The following is a 26454-nucleotide window of genomic DNA, read 5'->3' as shown; positions in this document are numbered from 1 at the left end:
GTCTGGAAATATCCAGACCTGTGTTTCCAAGCTTCACGTAGTTCATGAACTCTCCATTCATCGGTGATTGGCCGGTCGCCGACCGTTTCGATACCGCTCATTACCTCTTCAATGCGGGCAATGTCTGCCCGGAACGACTATCTTCCGCGCGACTGCGTCTTCAGTGACTTTCTCTGTAGGGCTGTGTTTATAGTTCTACTTTTGTAGAACTATAAACGACGATACACATTTCGGGAGCTGCGATATGACCGGATTTGAACAGACAGGTTTTCTCGGGTTCGATGTATTCGGCACCGTCGTCGACTGGCGAAAGGGTGTCGCACGGGCCGCCGCCCCCTTTCTGCAACGCCATCGCGTGAACGTTGACCCCCTCGATTTTGCCGATCAGTGGCGCGGGCTCTATCAACCTTCCATGCAGCGGGTGCGCTCGGGTGAACGTCCTTTTGTGACACTCGACGTGCTTAACCGCGAGAGCCTGGAAACACTGCTGGCCCGGCACGAGGTGGATTTCGGCGCTATCCCTGACGCCGAGCTCGTCGAGTTCAATAAAGCCTGGGAACGACTGGATCCATGGCCTGATTCCGTTGCCGGTCTGGCTCGGCTCAAGCGCAGGTTTTCGATCGGCACGCTTTCCAACGGGCACATCGCCGGAATGCTCAACCTGGCCAGGTTCGGCGGGCTTCCATGGGACGTCATCGTCGGCGCGGAAATCGCAGGCACGTACAAACCGATGCCCCAGACCTATCTGAAGTCCGCGAAGGCCGTGGGCCTTGCTCCGGAAGCCATCGCCATGGTGGCTGCGCATAATTCCGACCTGGCTGCCGCCCGCGCCAGTGGCTTCAAGACCGTGTTCGTTCGACGCCCATCCGAGCATGGGCCAGGGCAGACCTCTGACCTTGACGCCGAACAGGACTGGGACCTGATCGTCGATTCCCTGACCGACGCGGCAGAAGCGCTCGGCTGCTGAGCCCGAGCCGGTAATGGCGGGGAGATGTAGATGGCGGTCGTATATCCTAGCCATGAGCGTGTGATAAGCGACTGCATCAGCCGGGAAAAGTCTTAACCCTGTGCCGATTTTTTAAACACGTCCATCGCCTCCAGCGCAGTGCCGTTTGACGGACACTTTCGGGGTTTGTAACTTTTTGTTTGCCTCACCGCCGAAATTCATGGTTATTATCCGGGGCGCTCAGGGCCAAAAACCCAGCGTCAATGATTGTCACGGGTCTACAAACCCCGCAGTCACAGCCGATCGGGTCCACCCTGGCGCTGACACCCCGGCGCAGGCCGTTCCCCGTCGTTGACCCTCAAACGGAAGATGAGGTTTCAATTGGTCACGCGGTATGCAAACGCCAGCTTCAGGGGCAGAGCGATCAGTCTCGTCAACGAGCCAGCCAACCCCCTCTCTGTATGCGAGTCGCGCCTTGCCGCGTTCGCCCGTCATTTCCCTGCGATCCCCCCGAGCGCTTCCATGTCTGGCCATGACGTGAGCGCAAGAGCGCGCGCCGCCCCCTGAGTGTCAAGGTTCATCCGGCATCTCTCATGCTGTGCTTGAAGGGCGGGAGGCTCTGCGCTTCCGTCCGTTCATAAAAATAATCTGCTCACGGACGGTGGTTCCTGATGGTCGACAAATCTTCCTCGCGCGGGACGGGCTTCGCTCATCCTGATACAGCGCACTTCTTTGACGAAAACCAGTGTGTACATGGCCTTTTCGAAGCGCAGGTGCAGCGTAATCCCGGCACCATCGCTGCTCGATTCGAAGAGGACGCGCTTGACTATGCGACGCTCAATATTCAGGCCAATCGTCTGGCCCATTACCTGCGCAGCCTCGGCGTCGGGCCGGATGTGCGCGTCGGCGTGTGCCTGGAGCGCTCGCTGGACATGCTGGTCGGCGTGCTTGCAGTGCTCAAGGCGGGCGGCGCTTACGTTCCGCTGGACCCCGCGTACCCGAAAGCCCGCCTGGCACACATGCTGGCGGACAGTGCGCCACGTGTGCTGTTGAGCCATGCTCCGGCGCGTGCGGCACTGTTGGCCGCTCTGCACGGCGTCGAGGTTGCGCCAACCCTGCTGGATCTGGCCGACACCCCGCTCTGGGCAGCGCAATCAGTGCACAATCCGGACCCGCATGCGGTCGGGCTGACGTCACGCCATCTGGCTTACGTCATCTACACCTCGGGCTCCACCGGAACACCCAAGGGGGTGATGGTCGAGCATCGCGGGCTGATTGCGGTGAGTGCGGCATGGGAGCAGCTATACGCGCTGCGCAAGCCCCTCAACCACCTGCAGATGGCCGGGTTTTCCTTCGATGTGTTCAGCGCCGATCTGATCCGTGCGCTGGGGTTTGGCGGCACGCTCGTTCTGTGCCCGCGCGATACGCTGATGGACCCACCGGCGCTGTATCGCTTGTTGAGCGAGGCACGCATCGATTTTGCCGACTTCGTACCGGCCGTGCTCAATCCGCTACTGGTCTGGGTGCAGGAAACGGGGCGCGATCTGTCGTTCATGAGCACAGTGGTCTGCGGATCGGACATCTGGACAGCCCACAGCGCGCGCCAGCTGCGCCGGTTGTGTGGCGAGCCTGTACAGATCGTCCAGGCTTACGGTGTCACCGAAGCGAGCATCGACAGCACCTGCTTCGAGTTCGAGGCCGACAGCCATGTCGACGCGGTGCTGCCCATCGGGCGGGCGTTGGCCAATACGCGGATTTACCTGCTCGACGCCGCTGGCGACAGGGTTGCCCAAGGCGTGACCGGCGAACTGCACATTGGCGGCGCTGGGGTTGCGCGTGGCTACCTGAATTTGCCGGAATTGACCCGCGAGCGCTTCATCGACAGCCCGTTCGTGGCCGGTGAGCGGTTGTACCGTACTGGCGATCTGGCCCGCTGTCGGGCCGACGGCCATCTGGAGTTCCTCGGGCGCAACGACTCGCAGGCCAAGCTGCGCGGCCTGCGCCTGGAACTCGGTGAAATCGAGGCGCGTCTGGCCGAGGTTGCCGGTGTTCGTGACAACGTGGTGGTGCTGCGCGAGGACGGCGCGGGCGTGCCCAGGCTGATTGCCTACTTTCGCGAACAGACCGGCGCAGCGTTGACGCCTAAAGGCCTGCGCCAGCATCTGCAGCTCAGCCTGCCGGACTACATGATTCCTGCTGCGTTCGTGCGCATGGACGCGCTGCCGCTGACCGCCAATGGCAAGCTGGACCGCATCGCATTGCCTGAGCCTGGGGATGACGCATTCGATCGGCACGTCTTCGAAGCTGCGCAAGGCGAGAAAGAAATGGCCCTCTCGGCCATCTGGGCCGAGGTGCTGGGCGTCGAGCGGGTCGGTCGCCAGGATCACTTTTTTGCGCTCGGCGGCCACTCGCTGCTGGTGATGCGCGTGCTGGCCAAGGTCCGGCAGACATTGCATCTGGACGTGTCACCCTCAGCCCTGTTTACCGCCCCTGTGCTGCAGCAGTTCGCCGAACGACTGAGCTCCACTCGGCAGGGCAACCCACGCCCACCAATCACGGCTGTAGCGCGTAGCGGGGCACACACGCTGTCGTCGGCCCAGCAGCGCCTGTGGTTTCTGGCGCAGATGGAAGGCGGCAATGCGGCCTACCACATGCCCCTGAACCTGCGCCTGCGCGGGCCGTTGCAAGTGGCCGCGCTGGAACTCAGTTTCAATCAACTGGTGGCCCGCCACGAAGCGCTGCGCACCACGTTTTTCGCGATCGAGGGCGAGGGGCGGCAGCGCGTGGCGACGGGAGCGTTCATTCCGTTGCCAGTCATCGACCTGCGCGGCGAGCGCGATGCCCAGGCGCGTCTGCTGGCATTGATCGACACAGAGGGCAGCAAGCCGTTCGATCTGGCGGTGGGGCCGTTGATGCGCGTCAGCCTGGTCAGGCTGGCCGACGACGATCACGTGTTGTTGCTGACCCAGCACCACATTGTCTCCGATGGCTGGTCGATGGGCGTGCTGACACGTGAACTGGGATTGTTGTACGAAGCGGCATTGCACAAACATGCCAATCCACTGCCGCCCCTGCCTATCCAGTACGTGGACTACGCGGTCTGGCAACGCCAGTGGCTGTCCGGCGAAGTGCTGGATGCGCAGCGGCACTACTGGCGTGAAACCCTGAGCGGAGCACCGCTACTGCTGGCGTTGCCCACCGATCACAAACGTCCGGCGGCCCAGGATTACCGCGGCGGCTTCGTGCCGCTGATCTTTGACCGTGCGCTGACGGCACGGCTCCGAGTGTTGGCTACGCAGCAGGGCACTACGTTGTTCATGAACCTGCTGGCGGCCTGGTCGCTGCTGCTGATGCGCCTGTCGGGGCAGGACGATGTGGTCATCGGTGTGCCCTCGGCGAACCGCAGCCAGCAGGAGCTGGAAGGGTTGATCGGGTTCTTCGTCAACACCCTGGCCTTGCGCATGACCCGCACCGGCAGCCCGACAGTGGCAAGCTGGCTGCAACAGGCGCGCAATGTCGCGCTTGCGGCTCAGGAACATCAGGATTTGCCCTTCGATCAAGTGGTGGAGTTGCTTAACCCGCCGCGCAGTCTGGCTTACAGCCCGGTGTTTCAGGTGCTGTTCGCCTGGGAGCAGCATCAGGATTCCGATCTGGAGTTGTCCGGGCTCGACGTCAGCGTGCTGCAAAGCGTCCAGCCAGTGGCCAAATTCGACCTGCAACTGGCCCTCAGCGAGCGTGACGGGCAAATCGTAGGCGGCTTGGAATACGCGTCCGGGCTGTTCGAGCCGGAGACCGTGGTGCAGATGGGCGAATACCTGCGCCGCATCCTCACGCAGATGGTCGAGGACAGCGAACAGCCGCTTGCGACGCTCGACCTGCTCAACGCCGAGCAGCTTCGCCAAATCGTCCATGACTGGAACCGCACTGAAGGCAACACCTCGGGGCTGCCCGATTGTGTAACGCGTTTCGAGGACGTCGCTCAACGCGTGCCCGGTGCCGAGGCAGTGCTTGCCGATGGGCAAACGCTGACCTATGCCGAGCTCAATCGGTCGGCCAATCGACTGGCCCATCATCTGATCCGGCAAGGCGTGAAACCCGAGCAGCGCGTGGGGCTGTGCCTGGAGCGTTCGCCGCAGATGGTCATCGGCCTGCTGGCCATTCTCAAGGCCGGTGCCGCTTATGTACCGTTCGACCCCGCCTATCCGGCCGAGCGTCTGGCATTCATGCTGGGTGATGCAGCACCGTCTTTGCTGCTGACTCAGGCCTCGCTGCGCGCAGGTCTGCCGCCGTTGCGCGACACACTGTCGGTCTGTTGTCTGGACGTGGATGCGCAGCAGTGGGCGCAGTGTTCCGATTCCAATCCGCAGGTTTGCGTCAGCCCCGGCAATCTGGCCTACGTGCTCTACACCTCCGGCTCCACCGGACGGCCCAAGGGTGTGGCACACAGCCGTGCGGCGCTGGACAACCTGATTGCCTGGCAACTGCAGCAAACGCCTGTGTCGCAACGCGTGCTGCAATTTGCCTCGTTGAATTTCGACGTTTCGTTTCAGGAAATCTGCAGCACCTTGTGTCAGGGCGGCAGCCTGGTGCTGATGAGCGAAACCGCTCGCAAGGACCTTGCTGCGTTGCGCCCGACGCTGGTGGCCGAAGGCGTACAGCGGGCGTTTCTGCCGTTTGCAGTGCTCCAGCAACTGGCTGGCCTGACCGAGACCGGCGCGCCGATTCCAGCGGGTGGCTGCGAAATCATCACCGCTGGCGAGGCGCTGCTCATCAATGACGAACTGCGTGCCTTTGTCTGCGGCCTTGGCGGCGCGCGACTGCACAATCAGTACGGTCCGACCGAAACCCACGTGGTCAGCCAGTTCAGCCTGAACTGCGAAGAAGCTGGCCAGTGGCCGGATGCGCCGCCCATTGGCCGGCCCATCGCCCATGCGCGGCTGTACGTGCTGGACGGCGACTTGAATCCGGTGCCCGTCGGCGTGGCGGGGGAGCTGTACATCGCCGGCACCTGCCTGGCCCGTGGTTACCTGAATCGTCCGGACCTGAGCGCCGAACGCTTCCTGCCGGATCCGTTCGACCCGCAACCTGGTGCGCGCATGTACCGCAGCGGTGACTTGGCGCGGTTGCACGCTGACGGCAACGTGCACTACCTGGGCAGGATCGACCAGCAGGTCAAGCTGCGCGGTTTTCGCGTTGAACTCGGTGAGATCGACAGCCTTCTGCAGCAACAGCCCGGCGTGCAGGAAGCGGTCGTGCTGCTGCGCGAGGATGTGGCGGGCGACAAGCGTCTGGTGGCCTATGTGGTGGGGCCTGCAACTGCCGACACCCTGCGTGCCGCGCTGCACCGCCACCTGCCGGAACACATGATCCCGACGTCCTGGGTGTCACTGGTGCAGTTGCCACTGACCCGCAATGGCAAGCTTGACCGTCAGGCGCTGCCTGCGCCCGAGCGCCAGAGCTCAGGCACTTACGTGGCCCCGCGTGACGAGACCGAGCGGCAGATGGTGCGGATCTGGGGCGAGGTGCTCAAGTCCGGGCAGGTCGGCCTCCACGACAACTTTTTCGACCTGGGCGGGCATTCGCTGCTGGCCACGCGGATGATCTACATGATCAACCAGCGCATGGGCGCGCAGCTGTCCCTGAGCAGCCTGTTCAAGACCCCGGTGCTGATGGATCTGGCAGAGCAGGTACGGCTCGGGCGTGGCGAAGATCATCCGGGGGAAACGTCGTTTACCCCGATCGAAGCTGATCGCGACGCACGTTACGCGCCCTTTCCGTTGACCGATATTCAGCAGGCGTACTGGTTTGGTCGCGAATCTTCAGTCAGCCTCGGCGGTGTCAGCGCCCACGGCTACGAAGAGCTGCGCATTCCCGACCTGGATGTGCCACGTTTCGAACGGGCGCTGAACCGCATGATCCAGCGTCATGACATGCTGCGCGTGGTGTTCCTCAGCGACGGCACGCAGCAGATCCTCGAGAGTGTGCCGACTTATCACATGCCACGCAGCGATCTGCGCGGCCTGTCCGTCGATGCTGCGCAGCAGGGCTTGCAAGTCACTCGCGAACGTCAGTCCCATCAGGTGCTGGACGCCAGTCGCTGGCCGTTGTTCGAGTTCAGTCTGTCGTTGCTCGATGGCGGCATCTGCCATCTGCATATCAGCCTCGACGCGCTGATCGTGGACGCTGCAAGCACGCAGATTCTGGCTCGCGAACTGATGGCGTTTTATGCCGACCCGCAATTGAATCTTCCTGAGCCGGGTCTGACCTTTCGCGACTACGTGCTGGCCGAACACCGCTTGCGCAGCGACCGCCGCTACGAGCAGGCGCTGGGCTACTGGCGCGAAAAGGTGGCCACGCTGGCACCCGCACCGGATCTGCCGCTGGTGTGCCAGCCGGAAAGCATCAGCCAGCCGCACTTTACCCGCCGCGACCGCGAACTGTCGGCGCTGCAGTGGTCGCGGCTCAAGGAGCTCGCCAGACAGTTTGCGGTGACGCCGTCGGTGATGCTGCTGACGGCGTTCAGTGAAGTGCTGGCGCTGTGGAGTCGGCAGCCGCGTTTCACCTTGAGCCTGCCGCTGTTCAACCGCATGCCCTTGCACCCGGATGTCGATGAGATCATCGGCGACTTCACCTCGCTGATCCTGCTGGAAGTCAGCCTTGATGCGGCCGCAAGCTTCACCGACAAGGCGCGTGCCGTGCAGGCACGGCTTTGGCAAGACATCGATCATTCCGTGGTCAGCGGGGTCAGGGTGCTGCGCGAACTGTCTCAGGCGCGTGGCGTGCAGCAGACCGCCATGCCGATTGTCTTCAACAGCACCCTGTCGGAGGCTGCGCCGGAACTGGCCGAATTCAATCTGGCCGACGCCCTGGGTGCCGAGCACATGCACAGCATCACTCAGACCCCGCAGGTGTGGCTGGACCACACGTTGCTGGAGCTTGAAGGGCGCCTGCTGTTCAACTGGGACAGCATTGACGAACTGTTTCCGGCGGGCATGATCAAGCAGATGTTCGACGCCTACAACGCGCTGCTGGACCGTTTGCTTGAACCGGCTGCCTGGAGCGCCGGCACGGTGCACCTGATACCGCTGGCGCGATTGCCGGTACCCGATGTCAGCCCTGTCGATTCAGCGCTGATTCACGAGCTGTTTGACCGTCAGGCGCTTGCCACCCCGGATGCACCGGCCGTGATCGGAGTGCAGCGCCAGCTGAGTTATCGACAGCTGCGGGCCGAAGCACGACAACTGGCGGCGCTGCTGCAGAGCAGGGGAGTGGTGCCCAATAAACTGGTCGCGGTCGTCATGGAGCGCGGTTGGGAACAGGTCGTGGCGACGCTGGCGATTCACTATGCAGGCGGTGCCTACCTGCCGCTCGATCCGGCGCTGCCGACGGAGCGTCTGGAGCACATTCTGCAACGTGCTGAAGCGAGCCTGGCCCTGACTCAGCCAGCAGTGCTGCAACGCATCGAGTGGCCTGCGCAAGTCAGCGTGATCAGCGTAACCGAACCGGTCAGTGTCGATCAGCCCGAACTGCACGCTGTGCGCCTCACGCCAGACGACCTGGCCTACGTGATCTACACCTCCGGCTCGACCGGCATGCCCAAGGGCGTGGTCATCGATCATCGCGGTGCGGTCAACACATTGCTGGACATCAACCGGCGCTTTGCCGTCGGCGCGGTGGACCGGGTGCTGGCGATTTCGTCGCTGAGTTTCGACCTGTCGGTCTACGACTTCTTCGGCACCCTGGCAGCAGGCGCTGCGGTGGTGATGCTCGACCCGCAGCAGGCACTTGACCCTGCGCACTGGCTGGCGCTGATCGAGCAGCACCGGATCAGCCTGTGGAATTCGGTGCCCGCTTTGTTCGGCATGTTGCTGGAGCATGCCGAAAGCGAGCGTCGCGCGTTGCCGTCGAGCCTGCGGGTGGCGATGCTGTCCGGCGACTGGATTGCGTTGACGCTGCCCGAACGCGCCTGGGCGCTACAGCCAACGCTGCAATTGATCAGTCTTGGCGGGGCAACCGAGGCGTCCATCTGGTCGATTCAGTATCCGCTGCAACAGGTCGATCCCGCCTGGCGCAGTATTCCCTATGGCAAGGCACTGGATCACCAGCGTTTTTACGTTCTGGATGACGCATTGCAGGTTCGCCCGACGTGGGTGGCCGGTCAGTTGTACATCGGCGGTATCGGTCTGGCCAAAGGCTATTGGCGCGATGAAACCCTGAGTGCCGGCAGTTTCTTTGCTCACCCGTTGACGGGCGAGCGTCTGTACCGCACTGGCGACCTGGGGCGTTGGTTGCCCGACGGCAATATCGAGTTTCTTGGTCGGGAAGATACCCAGGTCAAGGTTCAGGGGCATCGTATCGAGCTGGGCGAGATCGAAGCTGCGCTCAATCGCCATCCCGGAGTGCAAAGCGCCGTGGTCCGCGTGCTCGGCGAAGCGCTGGGCGAGAAACGGCTTGCAGGCTACGTACTCAAGGCCGATCCGGCGTTGCAGGCCAGTGATTTCAATCAGTACCTGGCAGACAAACTGCCCGCCTACATGGTGCCGTCCTCGTTCACCTTCGTGCAGGAGTGGCCGTTGTCGTCCAACGGCAAAGTCGACAAGAAACGCCTGCCCGAACCGTCGCAGGCTCTGGAATCCGGTCCTGCGCTTGAAGTCGAGGGGCCACAGGAGCAACAACTGGTGACGATTGTGCAGGGCGTGCTCAAGCGGCCTTCGATTGCTGCCGACGCCAATCTGCTGAACCTGGGCGCAACCTCGATCGACATCGTCAGGATCAGCAATGCGCTGTCCGGCGAGCTGCGTTTCCGCCCCAATGTCGCGCAGTTGCTGGCGCAGCCAACCCTGTTCAATCTGCTCGGCATGTACCGCCAGAGTCTTGCCGACGGCAGCGTGATCGACAGCGTCCGGCAACGCACGTTTGCGCCCGAACAGGTGATTGAAGATCCGCAGCAGCGCGCCCGCTTCAAGGCCGATCAGCGTGGGCGCCGGGCGTTCGATCCGCACGTTCCGACGCTGGACCTTGCGCGGCCGGATGATCCGGCTCTGGCCCGACGGTTCAGTGATTATCGCTCGGTACGCCAGTTTGCTGCCCGGCCGATTCCCGCCCAGGCATTTGCCGGGCTGTTGGCCAGCCTGGCGCAAGGGCAACTGGACGGCGAGGTCAAATACCAGTTTCCGTCTGCGGGCGGTCTGTACCCGATCCAGAGCTACCTGTACGTCAAACCGCAGCGGGTGGCCGGCGTTGCGGCGGGGGCTTATTACTACGATCCGATTCGGCATCGCCTGCTGCGTCTCGCCAGTGATGTGCTGGACCCCGACACCTACGATTATTTCGTCAATCGCCCCGTGTATGAAAACGCTGCGTTTTCGCTGTTCTTCGTCGCCGACATGGCAGCGATCCGACCGTTGTATGGCGAGCGCAGTCGCGACTTCTGCCACATCGAAGCCGGCGGCATGGCGCAATTGCTGACCATGACGGCGGTCGAGCAGGGCCTTGGCCTGTGTGGAATGGGTTCAATCGAGGAGCAGCAGTTGTCGTCGCTGTTCGACCTGGGAGCGAATCATCAATTGATCTACTCGATGGTGGGCGGCCTGCGCACCGCCGCCGAACAACGCCACAGGCAGGTCGAGGCGTTCGCCTCTGCTGCGGATCAACCGGACGAAGCCAGCGACATGGAGGAGATAGAGATATGAACGCCTATCAATTGCTGGAGCTGTTCGGTCGCCATGCCGTGGTGCTGGAAGTGGACGGTGACAAACTGCGCTGCAAGGCACCGCGCGGGTTTCTGAATGACGAGATGTTGCAGGCGCTCAAGCAGCACAAGGCAGAGCTGATTGCCTTGCTGAGCGGCACGGACCCGGCGGCGATACCTCGCCGGGCCGCCGGGCAAATGTCGTTGCCGCTGTCTTTTTCGCAACGCCAGCTCTGGTTTCTCGATCAGATGGAGCCGGGCAATGCGTTCTATAACGTGCCCACGGCGGTCGTCTTGACGGGCACGCTGGAGGTGCCCGTGCTGGAGAAGGCGCTGAACGCCTTGATCACGCGTCATGAGATATTGCGCACCACATTCGCCAGCGTAGACGGCGAGCCACGGCAGATCGTGCACCCGGCGATGGCGCGGGTGATGCCGGTCGTCGACCTGCGCAGCCTGGCGCCGGAGGCGCGAGAAGCGCAGGTCAGAACGGCTGTCGATCACGAGGCCAAAGCGCCATTCGATCTTGCCAGCGGCCCATTGTTGCGTGCCTCGCTGCTGCGCCTGGCCGATGAGCAGTACCTCTGGCTGTACAGCGTGCACCACATCATTGCCGATGGCTGGTCGATGGGCGTGATCGCTCATGAAACTGCAGCCTTGTATGGCGATTTTCTGCGCGGTCAGGCATCCAGTCTGCCGCCGCTTGCGGTGCAGTACGCCGATTACGCCTGTTGGCAGCAACAGCGTCTGGGCGGCGAGGCGCTGGCCGGGCAGCTGGCTTTCTGGCAGCGCACGCTGGCCGACGCGCCACCGCTGCTCACTCTGCCGACCGACCGACCACGCCCGAGTGTGCAGCGCTACGCCGGGGCCACGTTCAGCTCGACGGTCGACGGCAGCACCTTGCGCGCGCTCAATGCCTTGGCGAGACACACCCAGGGCACACTGTTCAACGTGCTGATCGGCGCGCTGTCGGTATTGCTGTGGCGTCATAGCGGTCAGCGGGGCCTGTGCATCGGCACGCCGTTCGCCAACCGCAGCCGTCCCGAGATCGAGCCGCTGATCGGCCATTTCGTCAACACCCAGGTCATTCGTCAGCGCCTCGATCCGCAGCAGACCTTTGCCGAACTGTTGCGTGAGGTACGCGCCACCCTGCTGGATGTTCACGCCCATCAGGACGTGCCGTTCGACCGGGTGGTAGAGGCCGTCAACCCGCCGCGCGATAGCGGTTATTCGCCGTTGTTTCAAGTGATGATGGTGTTGCAGAACACCCCCGGCACTCCTGCGCACATGCCGGCGTTGAGCATGACGCCGTACGGCACCGGCAGCGCTACGGCGAAGTTCGATCTGGCTTTCGAATGGGTCGAGCGCGACGGTCTGCTCAACCTGCTGGTGGAGTACAACACCGATCTGTTTGAGCGGGCCAGCATCGAGCGCCTGAGCGGGCATTATCGGCAGTTGCTCGAGCAGGTTGCGCTGGACCCCAAGCAGCCGGTCGGCGCACTCACGCTGATCACCGCTGCGGAACGCGAACAGATTCTCGACAAGTGGAACCGTCCGGCGGCGCTGCCCCAGCCTGTCGATTGCGTGCATCGTTTGATCGAGACTCAGGTCACGCGTCGCCGGGACGAATGCGCAGTGATTTTCGAAGGCCAGTCGCTGAGCTACGGCCAGCTCAACAGCCAGGCCAACCGCCTGGCGCAGCACTTGCGCAGCCTCGGCGTCGGCCCGGATGTGCGCGTGGCGGTCTGTATCGAACGCTCTCTGGAACTGCCAGTGGCCTTGCTGGCGGTGCTCAAGGCTGGCGGTGCCTACGTGCCGCTGGACCCGGATTACCCGTCGGGACGCCTGCGCCATATTCTTGATGACACGTCCCCGGCGGTGCTGCTTGCCTTGGGGCCGACCCGCGAAATACTGCGTCAGGCGCTGCACGGTGCGGCCTGCGAAGTGCCGATTATCGACATACAGGCCGACGCGGTGCTGTGGGCCGAATGTTCGTCGGACAATCCGCATCCGCAGCGCGTCGGAGTGAACGCCGACCATCTGGCTTATGTGCTTTACACCTCCGGCACTACCGGTCTGCCCAAAGGCGCAATGGTCACGCATCGCGGGCTGAGCAACCTGCTGCTGTGGTGTCAGCAGTTCTGTGGCGAATCGGGAAACATGCTGCACAAGATTCCGTTCGGTTTCGACGCTTCGGCCTGGGAGATATTCTGGCCGTTGCTGACCGGCGGCCGATTGGTCATTGCGCGTCCCGGCGGGCATTTCGAACCCGGTTATCTGGCCCGGGTGGTGCGTGAGCAACGTGTCACCGCGATGGTATTCGTGCCAGCCATGTTGCAACTGTTTCTGGAAGTCGAAGAGGTCAGCGCCTGTCACACCCTGATGGATGTGTTCAGCGGCGGCGGCGAATTGTCGCCAGCCCTGGCCAGACTCTTTCAGGAACGGCTGCCGCATGCGCGCCTGCACAACGTCTACGGTCCGACCGAAACCACGGTGATCAGCAGCGTCTGGACGCTGGACCCCGGTGCCGAGGTGCCGACACGTCGATTGCCCATCGGCCACCCCATTGCCAACACGCGTTTTTACGTGCTCGACGAGCGCGACGCGCCAGTCCCGGCGGGTGTGACCGGTCAACTGCACATTGGCGGCTTCGGCGTTGCGCGGGGTTATCTGGGCCTGGCCGCGCTCACTGCCGAGCGCTTTATCGACAACCCGTTCGTTGCTGGTGACCGCCTGTATCGCAGCGGCGATCTGGCGCGTTATCGCGCAGACGGTCAACTGGAGTTTCTCGGTCGCAATGACTTTCAGGTCAAGCTGCGCGGCATCCGTCTGGAGTTGAGTGAAATCGAAGCGCGGCTCGACCTGTTTACCGGCATTCGCGCCAGTGTGGCGCTGATCGTCGGCGATACCGCGCAGAACCAGCGCCTGGTGGCGTGCTGCGTGACCGACAGCGCCCGTGATGAAGCGGCGCTGCGTGCGCACCTGGCGACGACGCTGTCCAGCGCGGTGATGCCCAGCGCTTATCTGTGGCTGGACGCCTTGCCGTTGACGGTCAATGGCAAGGTCGACCGTGTGGCGCTTGCGGCGCTGGCCGATCAGGACCTGGTCGATCGGCAGGTCAATATCGGCAGCCCCAGAGACCATATCGAACTGACGCTGTATCAAATCTGGAAAGACCTGCTGCTGGTGCCGCAAATCGGCATCCGTGACAACTTCTTCAATGTCGGCGGGACGTCGATTGCGGCAATCAAGATGGCTTACGAGATTGGCCGGGCGTTCAGTGTCGAGGTGCCGGTGCGGGTGATCATCGGCCAGCCGACCATCGAGGCGCTGGGCGGCTGGCTGCGCACCGGGGCCAGCCTGACCGCGGCGCAGGGCAATCTGATCGAATTCCGGCGCGGTGCCGGGCAGCGCAATGTCGTGTGCATTCACCCGGCGGGCGGCACTGCGTTCTGCTACCTGTCGCTGGCCAAGGAGCTGCCGGAAACAATCGGGGTGTACGGGGTGCAATCACCGGGCTTGAATCCCGGAGAGAGCACCGAGCCAACCGTCGAGGCCATGGCCGACGCCTATCTGCGGCGCATCGCGTCACTGACCTCGCAACCGTTGATACTCACCGGGCTGTCGTTCGGCGGCCTGGTGGCTTACGAAATGGCCCGGCGCCTGACGGCTGCCGGCAATCGTCAGGTCACGGTGGTGCTGCTCGATACCCAGGGCTCGGATGATCCGGGGTTCCGGCAACAGATCGGCACCGTGGACATGGCTGAGTTTCGCGACAAACTGGTGCGCTTCAACGGCATGTACCCCGGCATCGAAGACGCGCAGGTCGAGCGTTACTTCCACCTCTATAACCACAACCGTCTGGCCATGGCTGCTTACGAATGTGAGCCGCAAGCCGGGCGCATCGTGCTGATTCAGGCGCGCGAAGGTTTCAGCCGCACGCAGTTGCATGAGCTGCGCAGGTTCTGGCGTCGCCGTGCGGGCAATGGCTATCGGGCCCGGCTGGTGCACGGCGGCCATTGGGACATGCTGGAAAGTGCCGAGGTGCACCGGGTCTCACAGACGCTCAGGCAAGAGCTGCAACGTTTCGATACGCAGGAGGCGCAATGATGAGCAGGCACCAGGAAAATAATGCCCGGCACCCCACGACCCTGCTGTCAGGCTTTGCCGGGCAGGTCGCACGCAATCCCCACGCGCTGGCAGTGATCGACCAGCACGTACGGCTGACCTACGAGCAATTGGCCGGCACCAGCGAGCGCATCGCCAAGGGTCTGCTGGCACAAGGCACAGGCCGCGGCGATCCGGTGGCTTTGTGCATGCCGCGTGGCTGGCAATGGGTCGCCACAATCATCGCAGCGTTGAAAGTGGGGGCAGTCGTGGTGCCGCTGGATCGCGCCAGCCCGGCCCGGCGTCGCGCGCTGATGCTGGACGATGCAGGCTGTGTCGGGCTCGTCACCCTGGGCGAAGATTCTTCTGCCGTGTCGACGCAACGGGGCTGGCACGCCAGCGTCGAGACTCTGTTGGATTACCCTGATCAGCCGCCACAGCCTGTGCCCGAGGACTTCGCCGAGCTGAGTTTCCTGTTCTACACCTCGGGCACCACCGGCACACCCAAAGCTGTGGAAGTTGGCGAGCGCGGCCTGTTGCGTCTGGCCCACACCGACCGCTACATCGACATTCGCGAAGGCGACCGTTTCGCCTGCCTGTCCAACCCGGCGTTCGATGCCTGTAATTTCGAGCTGTGGGCACCGCTGCTCAATGGCGGCTGCTGCATCATCATCGCGGATGCCGACCTGCAGGACGCACGACGGCTGGCAACCGTGCTGGAAACGCAGCAGGTCGACAGCCTGTTCATGACCGTTTCACTGTTCAACACGCTGAGTGCAGATACCCCTGACTGTTTTGCCAGCCTGCGTCAGGTGCTGATCGGCGGCGAGCAGGTCAGTGCCGCTGCGGTCCGTGCCTGGTATCAGGCCAATCCCGATAGCCGCTGCCGGATATTCAACGTCTACGGCCCCACGGAATGCACCACCTTCGCGCTGTGCCATCCCATTGCCCGGGACTTTGTCGGTGACGCGGTGCCGATTGGCCAGCCTTTGCCGGATACGGGCGTGCGCGTGCTCGACCCGCAACAGCGTCCGGTTGCTCCCGGCGAAGCGGGCGAGCTTTATCTGAGTGGCAGCGGGGTCGCACGGGGTTACCGCAACCGCTCTACCGAAACCGCACACAGTTTCGTACGCCTGCCGGTATCCGACGGCGGGGAAGCGCTGCATTACCGAACCGGCGATCAGGCACGGGTCAATGCCGAGGGGTTGATCGAGTACCTGGGCCGGATTGACCGCCAGGTAAAGGTACGGGGTTTTCGCATCGAGCCGGGCGAGGTCGAGCAGCGCATTCTGGAGCATCCGCAGGTGGCGCAGGTGCATGTCTGTACCCGCAGGCAGGCTGCCGAAGACCACCAGTTGCTGGCGTTCATCGTGCCACGCGAGGGGCTGGGCTATCGCGACCTTGACCAGCATCTGCGCGAACATTTAGCCGTGTGGATGCGCCCGCATCAGTTGTTTACGCTGGAGCGCCTGCCGCTGACGGCCAACGGCAAGATCGACCAGCGTGCGCTGCTTGCCCGGCCCTTGAAGCCGTGGCGAGCGGACGCCGACTCGCCGCATGACGATCAGCACTCACCCGCGCTGGACTGGCTGCTGAGCCAGGCCCGCAGACTGCTCGCACAACCTGAACTGAATGGCCACGACGACTGGCTGGGCAGTGGTGGCGACTCTCTGAAGGCCATGCGCCTGCGTTCGGCAATCCGCACGCACTGGCAGCGGGAGGTTGCCCTGATCGCTTTGCTGAGCGAATCGTTCGCCGTACTGGCCGAGCGCCTGAGCGATGAGCAGGGCGTTGTGTCTGCCTATCCGCCCGCGCCACCGGTCAACAGGGCAGGGCGTGCGCCAGCCACTGCCGAGCAAAGTCGCCTGTGGTTGATGCAGCAACGTACGCCGCAGGCAACGGCCTACAACGTGCCGCTCATCCTGCATCTGGCGGCAGGCATTCAACTGCCTGCGCTGGCCGAAGCCGTGCAGCGGCTGCTGGCCCGCCACAGCGGGTTACGCAGCGCATTCGTGTCCGCAACCGACGGGCTGCATCAGCAGATCTGCGACCGCGATACGCTGTGCCGGACGTTCGATGTGGGCGCGTTCAGTGAACAGACCTGGCGCAGCTTCGCGGCGCTGGTATTCGATACACCTTTCGATCTGGCGACATCAGCCCTGTGTCAGGCCTGGCTGTTACCGTTTGCCGATGGCAGCTGTCGCTTGCTGATGAACCTGCACCACATCGTCGTCGATGGCTGGTCGATGAACCTGTTGTTCGACGATCTGGTGCAGCTCTACGACGATGCGCTGCACGGGCGGGCGAGTGCCGAGCCTCTGAGCGGCCTGAGTACGCTGGAGTTCGCGCTCTGGCAACGGCAATGGCGTGTCGACCCACGCTATCGCGACCAGCGCCGCGCCCTGGCCGCGTTGCATCGCCGACAGCAAGCCTGTTCGTCACCGCTGGTGCCGGTCCGTGAGCCTGGCCTGCAGGCACGGCTGTACCGCCAGCCGCTGGGCGTCGCGCGCAGTGCTGCGCTGGATCGGTTTTGCAGTCAGCAACGCGTCACCCGCTATGAAGTGTTGTTCAGCGTCTATGCCTGGAGCGTGTATGCGCTGACCGGTTGTGAACGGCCGCGAATTGCCAGCCCGGTCTCCAACCGCCCGCTGACCGAATTCGAAGACGCGATCGGGATGTTCGCCAACACCGTGCTGATCCCGACGGCGTTCGACGATCGCATGGCGCTCGACCGGCAGATGCACCATCAGACCGCCACGGTGCGGGAGGTACTTGCCTTGCAGGACGTTGCGCTGGCTGATTTGGTTGAGGACCTGCGGTTGTCGTCCGGCAGTGCGCTGTTCGATTTCATGTTCGTGCTGGAAAACACCGACTATGCCCGGCTTGCGAAGACCGGCTTGCGAGCCACGCTGGAGTTGAGTGAAACCGTGCAGGCCAAATGCCCGCTGACCTTGTCGGTCGTCGATGCCGGTGCACAACTGGAATGCTGGTGGGAATACCAGTGCAGCTACTTCGATGGCGGGCAAATGGTCGCCGCCCAGCAGGTGTTTCAACAGGGCCTTGATCTGCTCCTGGAAAAACCCTCGGCCCTCCTCGACGATCTGCTCACGCCCTACCGTTTCAGCCTGCCGCCTGCCAGTCAGGGTGGCAGCGATGAGGCTCCGTTCGGCACCCTGGCCGACTGGTTCGAGCATCAGGTGAGTTGCACACCGGACGCCCCGGCACTGGTCGCTGATCGGCAGTGTGTGAGCTATGCCAAACTGGACGCGCTGGCTGACACGCTGGCGGCCATCCTGATCGAGCAATGTCCGCTGCCGGACCGCACTGACACAGCGCTGCAAGTGGTGCTGTACCTCGACGCGTCGGTCGAGCATATCGTCGCCTTGCTGGCGCTGGCCAGACTCAACCTGACGGCCGTGCCGCTGGACCCTGGCTATCCGCTGGCGGTGCAGCACCAGGTCATGCAGCAGGCACAGCCGTGTTGCCTGCTGTACAGCAGCGCAACCGAAGCGGCGCTGGATCGGTTGAGTGCCGGCCGGCTGGTTCGTCATCGGGTCGACCTGAGCGCTGCGGCACGGCCGTTCGAACGTCGCCGTCATGCCGGTGAGCGACCGTTGTACACGCTGTTCACGTCCGGCTCGACAGGTATCCCGAAAGGGGTTCAGGTGCCGGACCGGACCCTGTGCAACCTGTTGCACTGGCAGCGCACTGAAGGGCATTTGCCGGCCAGGTCGGTGACTCTGCAGTTCTCGATGCTGTCGTTCGATGTGTCGTTTCAGGAGATTTTCAGCACCCTCTGCGGTGGCGGCTGCTATCACCTGATCAACCCGCTCTGGCGACAGGATGCCCCGGCATTGCTGGACTACCTGCTGCAGACGCGCATCGAACGGCTGTTCCTGCCGTGCGTGGCCTTGCAGCATCTGGCGCAGACCGCCGTCAGCCAGGGCGTTTACCCCCAGGCACTGCGCGAAGTGATCACGGCAGGCGAACAACTGCTGTGCACCGAGGCACTGCGCAGCTGGTTTGGCGGCATGCCGCAGGCGCGTCTGTTCAACCATTACGGCCCGACTGAAACCCACGTGGTCAGCGCCTGGCGTTTGCCCGAAGAGGTTCAGGACTGGCCGCTGCGAGCGCCCATCGGGCTGGCGGTGAACAACGCGCGCCTGCTGCTGGTGGATGAATACGACCGCCCGGTGCCGAGCGGCAGCCAGGGTTATCTGCTGGTGGCCGGGCCGATGATTTCGCGCTGCTACCTCGCTGACCCGACACTGAATGCCGAGCGTTTTGTCGAATTGCCGCAGCCCGAGGGCAAAACCCTGTTCTATCGCACCGGCGACCTGGCACAGATGGGTGTCGATGCCTGCCTGCACTACCTTGGCCGCGATGATCAGCAGATCAAGGTCAGTGGCCAGCGTCTTGAGCTGGGGCAGATCGAAGCCGCACTGATGCAGGTCGCGCAGGTCATCAATGCCGTGGTGGCCATGCAGGGCGAGCCGCCACGCCTGGTTGCCTGGCTGCATACCGAAGGTACGCGGCCCGATGTGCCTCAGCTTGATCGGCAGGTCATGCTGCACCTGCCTGCACATGTGCGAATCGACGAGTATCGATGCATCGAGGACTGGCCGCGGACGCCCAGCGGCAAGATCGACCGAAAGGCGCTGAGCGCGCTGGGCGAAGTGCTGCAACGGCCCCGCACGGCGCTTTCTGTGCCAGCACTAAGTGCGCTCGAACAGCAATTGAGCGAGTTGTTCGTTGCAGTTATAGGTCGCGACATCGAACCCGATCAGACCTTCTTCGAGGCCGGAGCCACCAGCCTCGGCCTGATGCGCCTGCATGCCCGTTATAACCAGGAACTGCCGCAACCGGTGGCGATGGCAGCGCTGTTCGAACATGTCACCGTGCGCCTTCTTGCGCAGCACCTTGCAGCCTCGCCATCCGCTCCCGTGGCCCCTATGCGCGCGCCTGAAGCCGGCGAGCAGCCGATGGCAATCATCGGCATGTCGGTGAACGTGGCGGGAGCCAGCAATCTCGCCGACTTCTGGGCGATGGTTCAAGGAAACGAGCTGGGCATCGAGCTGTTTGATGCCGCCGATGGATTGGTCGGCGCTCGCAGTCAACTGGCGGGCCTGCTGGATTTCGATCCCGATTATTTCGGCATCAGCCTTCAGGAAGCACGCTTGATGGACCCGCAACAGCGCCACCTGTTGATGGGCTGCGTGCAGGCCTTGCAACATGCTGCGATCACGCCAACAGCCGATGGCCCGCGCATCGGTCTGATCGCCAGCTGTGGCGAAACCACGTACTTCCAGCAAATGCTGCGCGAAACGGCCGAGGCCGATCTGCCGGACGGTTTTCAGATGGCGCTGCACCACGACAAGGATTTTCTGGCCACCAAGGCGGCTTACCACCTGGACCTCGACGGTCCGGCCTTGAGCGTTCAGGCGGCGTGTGGCAGCTCGCTGATTGCCGTGCACCTCGCGGCGGCGATGCTGCTCCAGGGCGACAGTGACGTGATGCTGGCCGCCGGGGTGCTGATCGACCCGACCCTGACCGATGGCTACCGTTACCGCCCGCAACACATTTTCTCTCGCGACGGGCTATGCCGGCCGTTCAGTGACGACGCCAGCGGGACCATCGGTGCCAGTGGTTATGGGGTGGTGGTGCTTAAACCGCTGGCTCGCGCCCAGGCCGATGGCGACCGGATCTACGCGCTGGTCGAGGCTTCGGCGCTGAACAACGACGGTCGAGCCAAAATGAGCTACACCGCGCCGTCGGTGGCGGGGCAGAGCGCAGTCATCAGCGAGGCCTTGCACAAGGCCGGCGTCACGGGCGCCGACATCGGTTATGTCGAGGCTCATGGGACCGGCACGTTGCTGGGCGACCCGATCGAAGTGGCCGCGTTGAGCAAGGCCTTCGGTGCCGCACCTGCCGCCAGTTGCGCACTGGCGTCAGTGAAAAGCCAGATCGGCCATCTGGGCGCGGCGGCGGGTGTGGTCGGGCTGATTCGTGCAGCGCTTGCGGTGTTTCACGGGGTGATCCCGCCCAACCTCGGTTTTACCCGGATCAATCCGCAAGTCGATCTGCAGCATTCACCGTTCTACATTCCCGGTGCCTCACGACCGTGGCCCGAGGGCCGTCGACGTCTGGCCGGGGTCAGCAGTTTCGGCATCGGTGGCACCAACGCGCATGTGATTGTCGGCGCGCCGCCACCGCAGGCAGAGATGGCAGAGGATTGCCCGCCGTGCCTGTTGCTGTCCGCGCACAGCCGCACAGCACTGGAACACGACGTAAGGGCGATAGAAGCATGGCTCAACACCTTTCCCGAGCAGCAGACGGCGCTGCTACGTTACCTGCAAAGCGGTCGACGTGCACTGCGCTGGCGCTTCGCGATGATTTGTCAGCCGGGTCAGGCGTTGCGCCTGCAACCCTCGGCGATCAAACAGGTGACGATCACGGATGCACGCCTGAACGCCAGTGAGCATTCACCGCAAGCATTGCTGGAGGCCTGGTATGCGGGAGCCAGTATCGACGCGCCGACTCGTTCGGCACCGCCACCGTGGAACTTGCCACCCTCGGCATTCGATCTGCAGACTTTCCGCTTCAAGCCATCCGCCCATGTCGAGCCATCGCCGCACACCGCTGACCGCCAGCCGATAGCCGACTGGTTTTACCAGCGTCAATGGCAGCGGGTACGTCGTCTGGGCACGCAAACGAATGGCGAGCTTCGTGGCGTGCTTGTGGTGTGCGCCCACGAGCGCATGGAGACTGCAGTGCTTGGCAGCTTTCAAAGCGTTTACCGGCAGGTTATCGAGGTACAGGCTGGCAACGGCTATCAGCAGCTTGGCCCGAACCGTTATGAGCTGGATCCACTGGACCCGCTGGCGTTCAGCCGACTGATCGCAACGCTTGAACACAATGGACACACTGCAACCGAACTGGACTGGCTGCATGCCTTGCCGCTGTCGGTAAGCGGGGTAGTCGGCGAGCAAAGCCTGGCAGCCGCGCAGTGGGCCTGTCTGGACACGGTCAGCGCGCTGTTGCAAGCCTGGGGGGCGAGCGAGCACAAGACAGCTTTGCGGCTCTGGCTGCTGTCCTGGCAGGCATGCCCGGTAAATGGCACGGTCTTGCGCCCGGAACTGGCGGCACTGGCCGGTATCACCGAAGTAGCCCCGCAGGAGTACCCGATACGCTGTCACTGGCTGGATCTCCCTGCGGCGCGGTTGGACACCCAGGCTCGGCAAGTGGCGGCACTGCTCGCCGACCCAACGTCACTGCCACGGCGTATGGCCATCCGTGACGACTATCTTTGGCAACCACAGCTGCAGGCCAGTCCGCTTGCGGAGCCTGCGGCCGTTTCGAATCTGCTACCGGCAAACGGCACGTTTCTGGTACTCGGCGGCACAGGTGGTATAGGGCGTACCTTGTGTGAGCACTTGCTGCAATCAAGCCAGCGGCGGGTGGTGTTGCTGTCGCGCCGCAGTGAGATTGCGCAAAGCCTGCACGCTCATGCCTCGCGCATCGACAGCGTCCAGGCGGACATCGCCGATCTGGCGCGCTGGCCCGGAGTGCTTGAGCAACTGCGCGAGCGTTACGGGCAGTTCGACGGTGTGATTCACGCTGCGGGGACCGGAGCGGGCAGCCTGATCCGTCAGCGCGATGCCCGGGTACTGTCCGAAGCGATGGCAAGCAAGACCCGCGGCATGCTGGCGGTCGAAGCCTTGATCGAACAGATGAAACCGGGCTTCGTGCTGTACTGCTCGTCGATGTCGGCACTGTTCGGCGGTGCCGGACATCTGGACTACGCCGCCGCCAGTGCAGTGCTCGATGGTTTCACCCATTACCGCCCGAACGCCGAAAATGGCTGCGTGCGTCTGGGCATCAACTGGGACATCTGGCGCGATATCGGCATGGCCGCTACCGCTGGCATCGGTGATGAAGCGCATCAGCGGCACCTGGCAGTCGGCATGTCGGCGCAGGAGGGCTGCCGGGTATTCGATGCAGCCCTGACGGCTCAACTGCCGCAATTACTGATCTCGACGACCGAACTGAACACTGCACGTCAGTTCTACCCGGCGCGACATGGCGGCAGTGACTCGACGCTGGTTGAAGCCGCGCCGGCCTTTGCGGCAGAAACCGGTCTGCGTGAGCGTCTGCACGGCTGTCTGTGCAAGTGGCTTGGCGTGAGCGCCCTGGAGGAGGATGACTCGTTCTACGAACTGGGTGCCGACTCCCTGACCCTGCTGGACCTGATCGATGAACTGCAGGCCGCGACAGGCGTGGTCTTCCAGCTGTCACAGTTCAGCCACAGGGTCAGCCTGCGCGAGGTGCTGACGCTGGTGCAGCAGGCAGCAGGGGAAGGAGCGGCGGCAGTCGACGAGCACTGGGCTGACGCAGTACGGATCGACCAGTGGCATGCGGGGGCAGGCCGCGAACGACTGTATCTGATTCACCCGGTGGGTGGCGATGTGCAGGCATACCGCGAGCTGGCCTCGGCGCTGCACCCTGATCTCGGGGTGTGGGTGATCGCCGATCCGGCATTGCGCCTGCCTGAGCTGCCGCACATCAGTGTGGCTGAACGGGCGCAGCTGTATCTCAAGGCGTTGCAGGCCCATTGCCCGTCAGGTTCAGCCTGGCGACTGGCTGGCTGGTCATTCGGCGCGTGGGTGGCGCAGGCGATGTGCAGTCTGCTGGCAGACGACTGCGAGCAGCCGTTGCTATACCTGATCGACCCGCCCGCGCCGGATGCTGGCACAGAGCTGGCGAAGATCGACGAAGCGCATATCCAGCAGGTTTTCCAGCGTGAGTTTTCTGCACGCCGCACAGACTTGCCGGACAGCGCCACCGCAGCTACAGAAGACACGCCGCGTTATCTGCAAAGCCTGATCGTCTGCTGCCGGAACAACATGGCCAGCATGGTCGATCATCGACCCTTGTCACTGCCGTGCACCCGCGCGCGGCTGTTCATTGCCACGCATCCCAACCCTTACGGCATGGGCAGCGCCTGGCGGATGACGGATCTGCAGCAGGCCTGGCAAGGGCTGTTGCCGAAACGGTCGGGCTGGCAGCCACTGGACACCGATCATTACGGCATCGTCACTGCGCCCTGGGCTAAGGTGATTGCCGAGATGATCAACGCTGACCTGTTGTCGGCAGAAGGTTGAACGTGTGGGCAGCAGACTTTTCGGGCGGGCTGACCGCGTAAACGAATCACGGGCATGGTGATCGGCCATGCCGACAATTCAAAGGTGAGGGATCATGGATCAACTGGCACTCAAAGCCATCGAAGGTATCGCAGGCACACCTCGTGCGCCCTATCACAGCATTACTGTTAATCGCCTGACACCCATCATTGGTGCAGAAGTCAGCGGTGTGGACCTGTCGCAGCCGCCTGGCGAAGAGCAACTGGAGGAAATCCGCCGGGCGTTCCTGGAAAATCATGTCCTGGTGTTTCGCGACCAGCATCTGACCGTCGAACAGCACAAAGCCTTTGGCCGCCTGTTCGGTCCGTTACGCGCCTTGCCGGTAGACAGTATCGATGGCGATGACCCGGAGCTGGTCGTGGTTCGCGCCAACGCCCAGTCGCGCTTCGCCGCCGGCGAGCTGTGGCACACCGATGGCACCGCTGACCCGGAACCGTCGATGGGCTCGATGCTGTATGTCAAAGAGACGCCCGCCAGCGGAACCGGTGGCGATACGCTGTTTGCCAACATGCACCTGGCAATTGAAATGCTCTCGCCGGCAATGCAACGGTTTCTCGGCGAACTGACGGCCATTCACGATGGCGAGATCCCGTGGAAAGGCTATCAGCCGCCTGCCAACCTTCCGAAAAGCGAGCACCCGGTGGTGGTGCGCCACCCTGAAACGGGACGCCGCAGCCTGTTTGTCAATTCCGGGTTCACCTCCCATATCGTGCAACTGTCCGCAGGAGAGAGCCGCACGGTGCTGAACATGCTGTTCGAGCTGATCGCACGAGAGCCCTGTCTCAGTTGCCGCGTGCGCTGGGAGCCGAACACGCTGGTGTTCTGGGATAACCGTTGCACCCAGCACCACGCAGTCTGGGATTACTTTCCGCACTCGCGCTATGGTGAGCGTGTGACGATTCTGGGAGGGCGGCCCAAGGCTTGAGCCGCTTGCAGCCTGACGGCGAACGCCGGGCCGGGGGCTCATCACCTCAGGTGCAGGTGGTATATCAGGTCGTCGAACCATTGGTCGCCGATCTGATAGGCGTGCGGGACTCGGCGTTCGAAAGAGAAACCGCACTTTTCCAGAACCTTGCAGGAGGCGATGTTGCCGTCGGTCACGGTCGATTCCAGTGACTCAAGGCCGATGTCGGCGGCGTAGTCGATGATTGCGCGGCGTGACTCTGTGCCGAAGCCCTTGCCTTGATGTTCCGGCAGCAGCAGACAGCCCACTTCGGCATGGCCAGGCGACAGGATACGAAAGCCGCTGACCCCAAGCTCCACGCGGCTGTGCCTGTCGATGACCACCAGGCACAGCCAGTGATCGGACTGCGGCGTCCAGACCGGGAGGCGATGATCGAAGCCCTTGCGGATTTGCTCCTCTTCGATTTCTCCGAATACGTACTGCATGGTCTGAGGTTCGGAGTGCAGCCTCAGAAACAGCGGCCAGTCACTGTCGACCAGGGTCCGCAGGTACAGCCGTTCGGTGTTCAACTCCAGCATCCGTTGCTCCTTGCACGATCAAAAAGGCACGGGGTTTTGTACTCGGCATGCGGCCAATGATCAATGATGCGTGTGCATTTCATCGCCACGCTCGAGGCAATCGCTGCGTGGCAAGGCTCGGTTTCGTCCTTCAGCACATCGGTGACGCGTAAATGGCATTCCGGGCAGGCTACCTTGCCAGTCATCCGAAACACGACTGTCCTGATCAGTTAAATAAATCTTAATCATTGCTCCTTGCCCCGTAATTCAAGGGGTACACGGTCTGCTCTATCGACCCATCAGTTATTCCAATCACGCTGTCTATCAAGTTAAACCTTTCAGCGCCGATTCACGGGCATCCCGAAAAATCAAAGGCACACACTGAATGAGCGCGAAATGGTTGGACAACTTGAAAGTCAGCAAAAAACTGGGGCTGGGCTTTGCCGCTATTTTGCTGGGCGTACTGACCGTCACCGCCATCGGTTACTCCAGCACCAACCTGTTGATCGAGCGCCTTGGCAAAAGCGGCAAGGTGTCTGAAATCAAGGCGGATGTCCTGAATGCCCGGATCGCCGCACAAGCCTATGCCACAGGCCCAAGCCCTGCCGGGATACAGACCTACGCCAGTGCTCTGGATACGTTGAGCCGCAGTGTCGATGAAGGTCTGCAAGTGTTCGTGGTGTCGAGCAACCTCACCAGGCTGCGTGACATCAAGGAACAGGTGGGCGGCCTGAAGCAGACCTTCGATCAGCTGGTCAGCATCAACCAGAAAGTCGATGACGCCTTGAAACCCTTGATCAAGGTCTCGGACGATGTCAGTGCCACGTTCGAAAACCTGCTGCAAAAGACCATCGACGACACGTTGCGGGCTCCGGATGAAACCGGCATCAAACAGGTCAAGATTGCCGGCGACCTGCGCAATGGCATGACCAACTTCCGCCTGGTGTTTCGCCGTTATCTAAGTATCCCGACCGCCGATAACCGTCAGGCCACCTACAACGCTGCCGACGCACTGATCGCCCAGGTAGCGGCTGCGCGCAGCCAGTTGC

The 26454-nt window shown here is 63.0% G+C and carries 7 protein-coding genes; 6 read left to right on the top strand and 1 reads right to left on the bottom strand.

What is annotated here, in order from left to right; all coding sequences use genetic code 11:
* Window positions 1-244: 244 nt before the first annotated feature.
* The 5 genes from ALO80_RS25495 (at window position 245) to ALO80_RS25475 (ending at window position 24869) form a co-directional block, all read left to right on the top strand.
* Window positions 245-967, top strand: coding sequence for a haloacid dehalogenase type II (locus ALO80_RS25495; protein WP_055010985.1), 723 nt, complete (start codon window positions 245-247; stop codon window positions 965-967).
* Between the two features lie 650 nt (window positions 968-1617).
* Window positions 1618-10638, top strand: coding sequence for a non-ribosomal peptide synthetase (locus tag ALO80_RS25490; protein WP_055010984.1), 9021 nt, complete (start codon window positions 1618-1620; stop codon window positions 10636-10638).
* Entirely contained in the window at window positions 10635-14747 is a 4113-nt protein-coding gene (locus ALO80_RS25485; protein WP_055010983.1) for a non-ribosomal peptide synthetase, read from the top strand. The genes ALO80_RS25490 and ALO80_RS25485 overlap by 4 nt, the downstream gene beginning before the upstream one ends.
* Window positions 14744-23905 carry a non-ribosomal peptide synthetase gene (locus tag ALO80_RS25480; RefSeq protein WP_083493412.1) on the top strand — a complete coding sequence of 3054 codons (9162 nt, stop codon included), beginning with the start codon at window positions 14744-14746 and terminating at the stop codon, window positions 23903-23905. Before ALO80_RS25485 ends, ALO80_RS25480 begins: the two co-directional genes overlap by 4 nt.
* 94 nt (window positions 23906-23999) lie before the next feature.
* The gene (locus ALO80_RS25475; protein WP_055010981.1) at window positions 24000-24869 is read left to right on the top strand and encodes a TauD/TfdA dioxygenase family protein; all 870 of its coding nucleotides are present in this window, start codon (window positions 24000-24002) and stop codon (window positions 24867-24869) included.
* A gap of 41 nt (window positions 24870-24910) precedes the next feature.
* Here ALO80_RS25475 and ALO80_RS25470 read toward each other — a convergent pair whose 3' ends face one another.
* Window positions 24911-25426: a GNAT family N-acetyltransferase gene (locus ALO80_RS25470; RefSeq protein WP_055010980.1), complete on the bottom strand. Its 516-nt coding sequence runs from the start codon at window positions 25424-25426 to the stop codon at window positions 24911-24913.
* 364 nt (window positions 25427-25790) lie between these two features.
* Between ALO80_RS25470 and ALO80_RS25465 the strand changes: the two genes are divergently transcribed.
* A partial coding sequence (locus ALO80_RS25465) for a methyl-accepting chemotaxis protein (protein ID WP_174518975.1) occupies window positions 25791-26454 on the top strand: 664 nt, incomplete at its 3' end.

Source organism: Pseudomonas caricapapayae, assembly GCF_001400735.1.
Lineage (GTDB): Bacteria > Pseudomonadota > Gammaproteobacteria > Pseudomonadales > Pseudomonadaceae > Aquipseudomonas > Aquipseudomonas caricapapayae.
The sequence above is the reverse complement of the archived record's forward strand: the minus strand, read 5'-3'. Positions and strand labels throughout refer to the sequence as shown.